The sequence below is a fragment of the Acidaminococcus sp. genome, assembly GCF_057597765.1.
The window spans coordinates 1-10,023 of the sequence record NZ_DBMBXK010000022.1; the positions used below are offsets into that span (position 1 = coordinate 1).

The 10,023-nt window shown below is 53.2% G+C and carries 13 protein-coding genes; 1 reads left to right on the plus strand and 12 read right to left on the minus strand.

The window, feature by feature from the left end:
* Positions 1-33: 33 nt before the first annotated feature.
* The 12 genes from ACZOF8_RS10135 to ACZOF8_RS10190 form a co-directional block, all read right to left on the minus strand.
* Positions 34-516, minus strand: a complete 483-nt coding sequence (locus ACZOF8_RS10135; RefSeq protein ID WP_487426904.1) for a hypothetical protein — start codon at positions 514-516, stop codon at positions 34-36.
* Positions 517-705: 189 nt separating this feature from the next.
* Positions 706-3,798 (minus strand): tape measure protein, encoded by a 3,093-nt coding sequence (locus ACZOF8_RS10140; RefSeq protein ID WP_487426905.1) that lies wholly within the window; start codon positions 3,796-3,798, stop codon positions 706-708.
* Positions 3,782-4,072 carry a hypothetical protein gene (locus ACZOF8_RS10145; RefSeq protein WP_487426906.1) on the minus strand — a complete coding sequence of 97 codons (291 nt, stop codon included), beginning with the start codon at positions 4,070-4,072 and terminating at the stop codon, positions 3,782-3,784. Before ACZOF8_RS10145 ends, ACZOF8_RS10140 begins: the two co-directional genes overlap by 17 nt.
* A gap of 56 nt (positions 4,073-4,128) precedes the next feature.
* Entirely contained in the window at positions 4,129-4,494 is a 366-nt protein-coding gene (locus tag ACZOF8_RS10150; RefSeq protein ID WP_106788030.1) for a hypothetical protein, read from the minus strand.
* Between the two features lie 15 nt (positions 4,495-4,509).
* The gene (locus ACZOF8_RS10155; RefSeq protein ID WP_106788031.1) at positions 4,510-4,995 is read right to left on the minus strand and encodes a phage tail tube protein; all 486 of its coding nucleotides are present in this window, start codon (positions 4,993-4,995) and stop codon (positions 4,510-4,512) included.
* A 1-nt stretch (position 4,996) separates the two neighbouring features.
* Positions 4,997-5,401, minus strand: a complete 405-nt coding sequence (locus ACZOF8_RS10160) for a DUF3168 domain-containing protein (protein WP_106788032.1) — start codon at positions 5,399-5,401, stop codon at positions 4,997-4,999.
* Complete coding sequence (locus tag ACZOF8_RS10165) at positions 5,398-5,841, minus strand: HK97-gp10 family putative phage morphogenesis protein (RefSeq protein WP_487426908.1); 444 nt, start codon at positions 5,839-5,841, stop codon at positions 5,398-5,400. The genes ACZOF8_RS10160 and ACZOF8_RS10165 overlap by 4 nt, the downstream gene beginning before the upstream one ends.
* Before the next feature lie 2 nt (positions 5,842-5,843).
* Entirely contained in the window at positions 5,844-6,164 is a 321-nt protein-coding gene (locus ACZOF8_RS10170) for a phage head closure protein (RefSeq protein ID WP_416182020.1), read from the minus strand.
* Positions 6,164-6,433, minus strand: coding sequence for a head-tail connector protein (locus ACZOF8_RS10175; protein ID WP_487426909.1), 270 nt, complete (start codon positions 6,431-6,433; stop codon positions 6,164-6,166). Before ACZOF8_RS10175 ends, ACZOF8_RS10170 begins: the two co-directional genes overlap by 1 nt.
* Positions 6,434-6,453: 20 nt before the next feature.
* Positions 6,454-7,650 carry a phage major capsid protein gene (locus tag ACZOF8_RS10180; RefSeq protein WP_487426910.1) on the minus strand — a complete coding sequence of 399 codons (1,197 nt, stop codon included), beginning with the start codon at positions 7,648-7,650 and terminating at the stop codon, positions 6,454-6,456.
* A gap of 12 nt (positions 7,651-7,662) precedes the next feature.
* On the minus strand, positions 7,663-8,373 hold the full coding sequence (locus tag ACZOF8_RS10185; RefSeq protein WP_487426911.1) for a head maturation protease, ClpP-related: 711 nt from the start codon (positions 8,371-8,373) through the stop codon (positions 7,663-7,665).
* Positions 8,363-9,628, minus strand: a complete 1,266-nt coding sequence (locus ACZOF8_RS10190; protein WP_320597174.1) for a phage portal protein — start codon at positions 9,626-9,628, stop codon at positions 8,363-8,365. The genes ACZOF8_RS10185 and ACZOF8_RS10190 overlap by 11 nt, the downstream gene beginning before the upstream one ends.
* 118 nt (positions 9,629-9,746) lie before the next feature.
* Here ACZOF8_RS10190 and ACZOF8_RS10195 point away from each other — a divergent pair, with 118 nt between their 5' ends.
* A complete protein-coding gene (locus tag ACZOF8_RS10195; protein ID WP_487426913.1) occupies positions 9,747-9,959 on the plus strand; it encodes a type II toxin-antitoxin system RelE/ParE family toxin in 213 nt (70 codons plus the stop codon).
* The last annotated feature ends 64 nt before the right edge of the window (positions 9,960-10,023 follow it).

Sequence of the window (10,023 nt, forward strand, 5' to 3'; positions counted from 1 at the left end):
AATCAACCATTTGTTGTGACAGAGCCTTTTGTTTTAACAATAATCAATATTATGCGGTATATCGGTTATGAACTTAGAGTTTTCCATAGGCTTACAACGACTAACGATTTTTCCTTTATGGCAATTATTACACCAAATAGCAGCCCATCCAAGATTTTCCTCTTTATCGACTAGTATGAAACCATAGTCAAGTGTTTCTTTTCCACACACCGGGCATTTTACGTGTTTCGTTTTATCATATAAAGCAATCATTTCATCAAGCCATTTCACTTTTTGTGCACTCCATTTTTTTATATAAAAAAAGAACTTTTCAAATCTTTTAGCTACGCTCTCCATCTTGCTGCTTTGCTGAATCATATTAATACCATGCAACTTCTTTACGTTGAGGATAGTAATTTTTCTTGTAAAATGATAGTACTGTTGAAACAGCATGCCGTAAAGATGACTCATAGCCAGTGCCATCTTTCTCCAGTATTTGAACATCTCCAGCGTTTGTATTAATTGAAATACGCCCATAGGAATTATAGCTTTCTCCAATGGTAGAGTATTTATAAATTGCAATGCTGTTTGTCATTTTTTCCAATAAAAGTTCTATCATTTTTCTATCCTCCCTCCTAATATTTGCTAATCACCTTGAGTTTACCCCAAATATTTTTCATACGCAACTGTTTTCGGTTCTCCTGATAGTAAGGATTGTAACCGGCTTTACGCCCCTCTCAGTCCCGCCAACACAGCATCGGTAAACCCATCCATCAGATCATCCAAATCCGCGGCGTTGTTGATGTCCCCGTAGTTGTTAAAGGTGGTGGCCACTTCCCGGTTATCATTCGCTTCGGAAGAATTCACGATCCCTTCGGCAATGCTGTCGAACACCGCCCGGTTCAGGGGCAGGGCCACTTCGTCCCCTGCATCCCCCAGGACGCCAACCAGAGGTCTTGTGAAATACCCGCCTTTGGCATAATGAGGGGTCTTTCCAGCTCCCTGTGCCGCTCCCACAGCCGTATTGGTGGCTGCCGCCGCCATGCCGATGCCTACTGCCGCAGACGTGCCCCCTGTCAGAAGGCCCGTGGCGATAGGACCTGCAGACGGGTCGATGACCAGCTTTAGCCAGGCTGCAGGAGCCAGAGCCCCGGCAGCTGCCGTACCTTGAGCTACGGTCTTGGCTGCACTGGCGGCATTCAGCTTATCCCCGAAAAGAGCCGTCACCAGCATCCCGGAAAGCATCTGGGAAAAGTAGCTGGCGATGGTCTTCAGCATGGCTTTCCCCAAATCCAGGAATGCGTCCTTGGCGTTCTTGGCTCCGGTCAGGATGTCGGTAAAGGCTGTCTCCAGACCGCTTAAGGTGGTAGAAGCCATGTCCGCAATGAGTTCCAGAGTTCCCATGTGGGCGTTCATATAGGCTTCCTGGTAGGTGTCCATCAGGGACTTTTCCGCATCGATGTTGCTTTGCCGAAGGGCCATTTCTGCTGTGAGAGTCTCCTGCAGCAAAGCCAGGGAGTTCTGGTTATAGGCTTCATCCAGAGCCGCCTGGATGTCTTTTCCCTGAGCAAAGTAGGCATTTCGTTCATCCATGTAGCTTTTGTAGGCCGCCGCTTTTTCCAGGTTGGCCTGTTTGTCAAAGGCGATCTCGTTGGCACTGGTCTGTTCATAGGCGATGCCCTTTTCCTTCAGGGCATTTAAAAACACAGCCTTCTGTGCACTGATAAGGCTAATGAAGTCCTGGGACAGCTTGGCGTACTTGTCATCAATGGAAGCTACCGCTTTTTCCATGTCGGACTGCATCTTCATGACTTCCTGTTCCTGTTTGGAACCGTAGAGAGTGAGTTTCGCCGTCACCGCATCAAAGGACAGATCCCGAGCTTTGTTCATCAGTTCTCTGGCTTTGGACTGTTCTTCAGAAAGGGCATCCAGCCGCTTCTGGGCATACAGTTCTGCCAGACGGGTCTTATCCCGTTCGTAGTTCTCGTTGGCAGACCTGGATTTTTCCAGTTCATCCGTTTCTTCTTTATACCACCGGTCCACCAGGGCGCTTTTGGTCTGGAAGGTCCGGAACCATTCTTCTTCGATGCTCTTGCTGGTCTGGGCCGCAGCACTAGCCAGCTGGTCCGTACCTCCGGAGCTTCCGCCCCCTCCGCCACCGCCGCCTCCGCCACCTCCTCCAGAAGGAGCCGGAATGTCCGTACCCCCGCCCCGGAGGTTGCTGAAGTCCGGCAGCTTGAATTCCCGTTTGGCAGGAGCACTGCCGCCACTGCCACCACCGCCTCCACCGTTTTCCCCGCCCATGGATCCCAGGGCATTGTTGGTTTCCAGGATCTTCTGGATCAGGCTAGAGAGCCAGCTGATGGCTTCGCTGACAAAATTGGCAATGGTAGATAGACCGCTGGAAGCCCAGGAGGGAAGGATGCTGCCTGCCATATCCGACAGGATGCTTCCCACTTCATCGATGCAGGCCCCGATGCCTTCCACCAGATAGGTGAAGGCATTTAAAATCCAAGTGACGCATTCACTAAGGACGCTGATGAAATTCAGCACCCCATTGACCACACCGCCGATCACCTGCAGAGCCGCATAGAAGGCAGCCCCCATCACCGCCGCCACCAGGGTGAACACAGGTTCCAGAGCTTGGAGATTGGCGATGATTGCCTGGGCCGCCGCACTCATCATGGTCCGGACGGCATCCACAGCCCTTGTAACCGTTTCCATCTTGATGCCCATGGTTCCCAGCACATCTTCCACGGTCATCCCGCTTTTTACGATGGCATAGAGGGCCGTAGCAACAGCAGCCGCCACCGCAATGAAAGGAGCCGCTGCCGTAACTGCCGCAATGAAGGGGGCAGCCATCAGGGTCACTTTGGTCACGAAAAGGCTGATGGCCGGAATGGCAAGGCCGGTCAAGGTGGAAACAATCAAAATAATGCCGGCCTGGAATTCCGGAGGGATGGCCGTAAGCAAGGCTTCTGTTAATCCAGAGGATTGAACCGTTGCGGCAAAGTTGGTCAGTATATCCCCCAGGGACTGGAAGAGCCCCGTCAGATTCAGAGCTTCTGCAATCTGGAGTCCTACCTGGGCCGCGGACTGTTCCAGCCCGTCCATGAGGGTGGACCAGGTGCCGCTGATGGTCTGGCTTTGCTGGTCCATCATGCCGCCGAAACTCTGCTCCATGCCGCTGACCAGCGCTGTGATCCCGGTTGCCGCGTCAATGGCCCCTTTGGACACCATGCTCATGGCTTCCGGCACGGAAACCCCGATCTGGTCTGCCAGCATTTTCCAGGCCGGGATCCCGGTTTCCGTCAGCTGCATCATTTCACCGGCCTGGACCTTGGATTTGGCGGCCATTTGCCCCAGAGCCAGGGTGATCCGGTTGATGCCTTCCGCCCCCAGGCCTACGCCGGCAGCTGCATCCCCAACTGCCGTAAGGGTCGGTATAACCTGCTCTGCAGAGAACCCAAAAGCAATGAACTTCTGGGCTGCCTGAGACACCTGGCTGAACTCGAAGGGGGTCTTGGCTGCAAAGTCCTGCATCTTCCCCAGAAAGTCCTGGGCTTTTTCCGCGCTCCCCAGCATATTGGTGAAGGCGGTCTTGGTGCTCTGGAGACTGGCCCCGGCTTTCACAGATGCCACTCCCAGGGCAGCCAGACCGGCCCCGATGCCTCCTAAGACGGCCAGGGATTTCTTGGACACGTCCAAAGCCTCGCTCCCAAAGGCGGACTTGATCTGCCGTTTGGTGGCATTCAGTTCTTTCCGGAGGTCGGAGGTATCCGCCCCGATCTTTACCAGAAGGTCAGCGATGGTCGCCATGTCCCTCATCTCCTTTCCGTCTGAATTCCTCGAAGAAGGCATTCCGCTCGGCTGCTATTTCACTGCTTGTCTTTTTCGGCAGGAAGGGTTTCATCAGCTTCTCCGTCCGCACCGGTTTCCGGGTATGGACGCTCATAAGGCAGGCCACCCAATAGGCGGTCTCCCATTTCTTCCGTTCGTCTGCCCTGGCCCGGCACTCGGCCATCCGGTCCAGTTCCATGGGAGTCAGGGCATAGAACTGGACCGGCAGAAGATGCAGCCATCCATAGGCCACTTCTTCCGCCCACCGCAGCCATTCATTGAAAGACGGGACTTCCTGTTGTCCCGCCGTCAGTTTTTTGGTTTCGTTTTACTCTTGCCTGCCGGTTCTTCTTCTGGGAAGATGGCATAATACACTTCTTTCCCCAAGATGCCGGACCCGGCAATGGCCTTCACCACCGGCTGGACAAATTCTTCCATCTCGTGACCTTCGTCAATGAGTTCCTGCATCTTGTTGGCGTACCACTGGGGATTTTTGATGCCGTGCTGCCGGAGACCGATGGACAGAAGAGCCGTCAGGATTCCCAAGTTTAGTTCTTGGTTCCGGATAATGTCCCCAGCACTTTTGCCTGTCAGGTTCTCTACCTGGATCAGTCGGCCGATGTCAAAATACAGGTACTGGCCAGGACCAAAGACTTCAAATTCGATTTTCTTCATGGTTTCCTATTCCTCCTATTTGCCGTTGGGGACAACCGTACCGTCCGCACTCTTCAGTTCACTTAAAGGGCCATCACCAGAAATGGTCCCAGAGAGAGTGGCCACATCATCATGAGGAGTGGACAGACTGCATTCCGTCACAGAACCCCAGCCAGTCACATAACTTTTGTCCGGGTACTCAAATTTAATGTGGACCTGCTTTCCTGCAAAGAAAGAGGCTTCCAGGAATTTTGCTCCCTTGTCGCCTGCCAGATACACGGATTCCAGGTCCAGGGACCAATTCCGCAGGCCGGGAATGGTGGATTTCCACCCACTGGACGTTTTGCTGCTGGCGTCGATTTCGTCCGCCTGTCTCGTCAAGTCACCGCTCCGCTGGCCCCCTAAGAGCAGCCAGGTGGGATTGGTGTCGGATTCTCCTGCATTTAAATAGATCAGATAGTCCTTGCCAGCAGTGGCCGTGTTGGAGGCTTCACTCCGGCTGGGAAACGTTGTCGTTGCCATATTATTCCTCCTTATGGATGTTCTGGATGAGGACTTCCAGGGTGATCACCCCGCTGTAGCCGGTCTCATCCTCCGGGTAGGTTTCATAGAAATCCACCCCCTGGGCATTTACGTAGAACTCTTCTGGAGAAAGATCAAGCTGCTCCATTCCGAACAGGTTGATCAATTTCTCCGCCAGGTTGTTGATTTCATACCGGCCCTTATAGTTGCTGTAAATGTGGATATGAGCCGAAAGGTGGGTCATGTCATCGGTCTTGGTGGACTTGTCCTGGACCGTCATGGTCCCCAGGGTAATGAACGGCAGCACCGCTTCCTGGGGCACATAGTCATAGACGGCCAGTCCCGTATGGTTCCTGAGAAAGGCCACCAGGGCCTTATGCACTGCGTTATTGGGTAATCTCTTCATGGCTCCTGTACCGCTTTCTTCACATCACGGAGCAGCTGGGGTTCCACATAGTCGTAGGAATGCTTGAAGAAGGGCTTCCCTGCCTGGGCCGGAATCCGGGACCGTTTCGTAAACACAGGGCCTCCCTTAAAGAACCGGAGGGCCTTTTTCTTCTTGGGCCTTACCGTATGGGCCCTACTGCCGAATTCCACCAAATGGGCATAGGGCACATTGCTGTACACCTGGCCTTCCAGCTTCACCATGGAAAACCGGGTCTTGATGGATTTCTTCAGTTTCCCCGACCGCACCGGTACCCGCTGCCGGGCTTCCCGGGCTACCGCGTTCGTCCCGTTTTTCAGGACTGCTTCCACCCGAAGTCTTGTCTTCCCATCCCAGGCAGAAATCTGCCGGATGGCCTTACTCAGTTCCCCTTCTGGAACTTTTACCGTAAATACGGCCATGGCTACACCCCCTGTTCATACCGATGGACGATCAGCGTGGTACTGTCCCGGTAAGTATTGTCCACGGTCTCGATTTCATAGATTTCCCCCGAAAGCTTGAACCGCCAGCCTCTCCTGATGTCCTTTCGGGGCCGGATTTTGAGACGCAATTGCTCCCGATTCATGGGAGTCCCCTGGGCTTCCTGTTCGGCATAGTTTGTCTGGATCACCTGGGCCCAGATTTTCCCTTCTTCTTCATAGTCCGTATGAAAGCCCCCGTACCCGTCTTCGGAAGGAATAGGCCTAAGAAGGGTAATCCGTTTATCCATCTTCCCGATTTTCATTAGAAGGCTTCCTTTCTTTCCCCAAACAAAAGGGAGCGCAGGGTAAGAAGCAGATTGTGATAATCCGCATCTTCCCTGTGCTCGTAGAGGTAGGCTACGGAAAAAAGGACGGCCATTTTAAAGGCCGCCGTCTCTTCCGGTTCTTCCTTGCGGAGGGTATCTAGACAGAGCCTTTCGGCGGAAGCGATGAGACGGGTGATCAGCTCATCTTCTTCACTTCTGTCTACCCTTAGATAGGCTTTGGCTTCTTCCAGTGTCACCAATCCCATCACCCCCTTTTATCCACCGATCAGCCTGCCTGGATTTCCAGAACCTTCACGGTTTCCGGCAGGATCAGGCGGCCATCCACCCGTTCACTGGCCAGGAATCCGATCTGACCATTAGCCGCATAAAGTTCGCTAAGCCGCTTGAACTTACGGCCCTGACGGTCGGCGATCCAGTAGTAGGAATAGTCCCCCAGGGCAATGACCTTGTTCCCGGCTGCCAGTTCCGGCACAAAGGAAGATGTGCGGTAAGGCAGGCTAAGGATCCGGTCCGGCTGGCCCACCTGGACGGAAGGCTGCCAGATATAGTTCCCGTTGTTGTCCTTCAGCTTCCGGATGGCCTTCACGGTAGAATCGTTCAAGATCCAGGAAGCATTTCTCCGATAAGGAGTCCGGAGGCTGTGGTACAGGTCCATCATGTCATCAAAGGTAATAGCAGTTTTCGCTGCCGTTACTCCCACTTCCGCACCCTGGAACACCCCCAGAGGCTTATGCTTCCCATCGCCCACCAGGAAGGCTTCTTCTTCCTTGGTCCCGATGCGTCGGGCAAATTCCTGGGTAATGTAGCTTTCCAGGTCAAAGACACTGTCGTTCATCAGTTCTTCGGACACCCGGATGGCGGTCCCCAGTTTGTGCGCTCCCAAGTTCACCTGGCTGAAGGTGTCATCGCTTTCCGGATAGGCACTGCCTTCTTCCATCCAGGCCGCTTCCCCATGGCTGGCTACAACAGGGATCGTGTGGTCCCCGGAAGACGTGCGGATGGTATGGGCCAGGCTGCGGAAGAAGTTTTCTTCCTGGAGGGCCGCCACCAGGGTGTGTTCGTATTCATCCGGGACCAGGTACCCGCCTTCGGGATCAGAACCGATGGTCAGGGTGTCTTTGATTTCCTGGATGTTGCCCTTCCCCCGGAAGGCCTGCCAGAAGGCTTTGGTGTAGGCATCGCTGGCCCGTCCCACTTTGGTGTCCGGTTTCAGGTTTCCGGCACCGGGATTGACCTTGAGTGCCGTATCAATAGTCTTATTCATTTCATCGTCGATGTTCCGCTGGCGCTCCAGCCGTTCGATTTCTTTGCCCAGGGCCACCACTTTTTCTTCCATCCGGTCATAGACGGCGCTGTCTTCTGCAGAGACCATGCCGTCCTTATCCCGGTGGGATTCCAGGAAAGCTTTGGCCATTTCCCAGGTGTTGGCGCGTTCTTCTCTCAGTTTCAGGATCTGATTCATGGAAATTCCTCCTTAATGCACAAGAAGGCCCAGCCGCTTCATGAGTTTGTCCGCGGGGACCTTGTTGGGTACGGGTTCTTTTGTTTTCTTAACAGACAGCTTGGTCAGCAGGGAATTGGTGACTGCCGCCCGGCTGAACAGCATGGCATCTACGTCCAGATTTTTCTCTGGACCTTCATCGGTATAGAGGATGGAGTCGGCAAAGCCTAGTTCCACGGCCTTCTTGGCGTTGAACCAGGACTCTGCATCCATCAGCCTGGAAATCTTGTTCCGGGACAAGCCTGTCTTGATTTCATAGGCGTTCACGATACTTTCTTTTACTTCGGCCAGCATGTCGATGGCCTTCTGCATTTCCTTACTGTCCCCAATGGCTACGGTAATGGGGTTGTGGATCATCATCATGGCTACAGGGGACATTTCCACCTGGCTCCCAGCCATGGCAATGACGCTGGCTGCAGAGGCTGCCAGCCCATCGATCTTTACGGTCACCTGTCCCGGATAGTCCATCAGCATGTTGTAGATCTGGGCCGCCGCAAACACATCGCCCCCCGGGGAATTGATCCAGAGGGTAATGTCCCCGCTGCCGGTCATCAATTCATCTTTAAAGAGTCTCGGGGTCACTTCATCCCCGAACCAGGTTTCATCGGAGATTTCTCCGGAAAGGTACAGGGTGCGGGTTTCGTCGCCTTCGTTTTTCACCCAGTTCCAAAATTTACGTTTCATGGGTTTCCTCCTTGCTGCCGGTTCCTGCAAACAGCCCGGCATCCTTTAGTTTCGTCATGTTCCCGTTAATCAGGTACAGGTCCCCGCCCTCTTCTTCCGGGATCCGGTTCATGTTCTCCAGCTCCCGGATATCGTTGGCGGACAGCCACCCGTTCTGCCGTCCTACGGCATAGCCGTTCATCCGGCTTTCGTAGTCGCCCCGGAGCAGACCATCCACGTTGAAGTGGATTTCATACCGGGTCCGTTCTTCCGGGGTCAGGAGGGATTGACTCATAGCCTGTTCCCATCGGGACACCCAGGGCCCCAGGGTATATTTCACAAATTCCAGGGACTGCTGCTCGATGTTGGAAAAGGTGGATTTTTCCAGGTCTCCGATCATATGAGGGGGCACCCGGAAGATCCGGGCAATCTCATCGATCTGGAACTTCCGGGTTTCCAGGAACTGGGCCTGATCCGGGGAAATTCCGATGGGAGAGTACTTCATCCCTTCTTCCAGAACGGCTACTTTGCCGGCGTTGGAACTTCCCCCGAACTGGGACTGCCAGGCTTCCCGGACCCGCTGGGGATCCTTGATGGTCCCCGGATGTTCCAGGACCCCGCTGGGAGACGCTCCGTTGGCGAAGAACTTGGCCCCGAACTCCTCACAGGCAATGGCCATGCCGATGGCGTTCTTGGCCATGGCAATGGGAGAATAGCCCACCAAGCCGTCAAACCCAAGGCCGGGAATGTGCATCACGTTCTCCTTCCGGAGCCGGACGGTGCCGTATTCTTTGATTTTCGGATTTTCATCGGTGGCTTTGGTATAGAGGTAGTAGATTTCCCCATTCCCGTCCCGGCACACTTCCATCCGGTCCGGCATCAGGGGATACAAGGCTACCACCTGCCCTCTCCCGTTCCGGATGATCTGGGCAAAGGCATTCCCCCACAGCAGAAGGTGGGTCATAAGGGTTTCCCGGAAGACGAAGCTGGTCATCTCCGGATTCGGGGCATCATGAAGAAGCCCGGCCAGGGGATGATTGAAATCCCGCATCTTCCCATTTCCCTCCCTGTTGTACCGAAAGAGATGGAGGGGCAAGCCGGCAATGGATTCCGATAGGACCCTTACGCAGGCGTATACCGCCGTCATCTGCATGGCAGACCGCTCGTTCACCGCCTTACCGGAAGAAGAACCTCCGAAAAAGAACCAGTGCCCTCCTCCCAGAAGACTGTTTTTGGGCTTGTCCCTGGATTTGAAGAGTTTGGAGAGAAAATTCATAAAACTGCTCCTTTCACATAGGTTTCCAATCCATCTGTTTTCTTAAATCTATTGGAATTTTTATTATTTTTCTTGACATAATGAGATATAACTCATATTATGGTATCAGGAGGTACAAATGGAATTTGAAGTGATTTTCTACGAAACGGAAAACGGTCAAAAACCTGTTGAAGATTTTTTGTTAAGCCTCAACACAAAAATGCGAACCAAAATGGTTCAAATGATGGAAATTCTTGAAGATAAAGGATTTGCACTTCGAGAGCCCTATACTAAGCCATTGGGAGATGGTATTTTTGAGTCAAGTCCATATTTGTGTGTAAATTTCCTTTAGGTATTCAAAACACTATGCTGCCGCCATATTTTGCTGCCGGATAGCGGCTCTTCTCAGTTCAGAC

What these genes read in the sequence shown, in the direction of transcription:
- ACZOF8_RS10140 (WP_487426905.1), bottom strand. Translation starts at nt 3,798, where the DNA reads ATGGCGACCATCGCTGACCTTCTGGTAAAGATCGGGGCGGATACCTCC.
- ACZOF8_RS10150 (WP_106788030.1), bottom strand. Translation starts at nt 4,494, where the DNA reads ATGAAGAAAATCGAATTTGAAGTCTTTGGTCCTGGCCAGTACCTGTAT.
- ACZOF8_RS10135 (WP_487426904.1), bottom strand. Translation starts at nt 516, where the DNA reads ATGGGCGTATTTCAATTAATACAAACGCTGGAGATGTTCAAATACTGG.
- ACZOF8_RS10155 (WP_106788031.1), bottom strand. Translation starts at nt 4,995, where the DNA reads ATGGCAACGACAACGTTTCCCAGCCGGAGTGAAGCCTCCAACACGGCC.
- ACZOF8_RS10165 (WP_487426908.1), bottom strand. Translation starts at nt 5,841, where the DNA reads ATGGCCGTATTTACGGTAAAAGTTCCAGAAGGGGAACTGAGTAAGGCC.
- ACZOF8_RS10175 (WP_487426909.1), bottom strand. Translation starts at nt 6,433, where the DNA reads ATGGGATTGGTGACACTGGAAGAAGCCAAAGCCTATCTAAGGGTAGAC.
- ACZOF8_RS10190 (WP_320597174.1), bottom strand. Translation starts at nt 9,628, where the DNA reads ATGAATTTTCTCTCCAAACTCTTCAAATCCAGGGACAAGCCCAAAAAC.
- ACZOF8_RS10160 (WP_106788032.1), bottom strand. Translation starts at nt 5,401, where the DNA reads ATGAAGAGATTACCCAATAACGCAGTGCATAAGGCCCTGGTGGCCTTT.
- ACZOF8_RS10195 (WP_487426913.1), top strand. Translation starts at nt 9,747, where the DNA reads ATGGAATTTGAAGTGATTTTCTACGAAACGGAAAACGGTCAAAAACCT.
- ACZOF8_RS10170 (WP_416182020.1), bottom strand. Translation starts at nt 6,164, where the DNA reads ATGAAAATCGGGAAGATGGATAAACGGATTACCCTTCTTAGGCCTATT.
- ACZOF8_RS10185 (WP_487426911.1), bottom strand. Translation starts at nt 8,373, where the DNA reads ATGAAACGTAAATTTTGGAACTGGGTGAAAAACGAAGGCGACGAAACC.
- ACZOF8_RS10180 (WP_487426910.1), bottom strand. Translation starts at nt 7,650, where the DNA reads ATGAATCAGATCCTGAAACTGAGAGAAGAACGCGCCAACACCTGGGAA.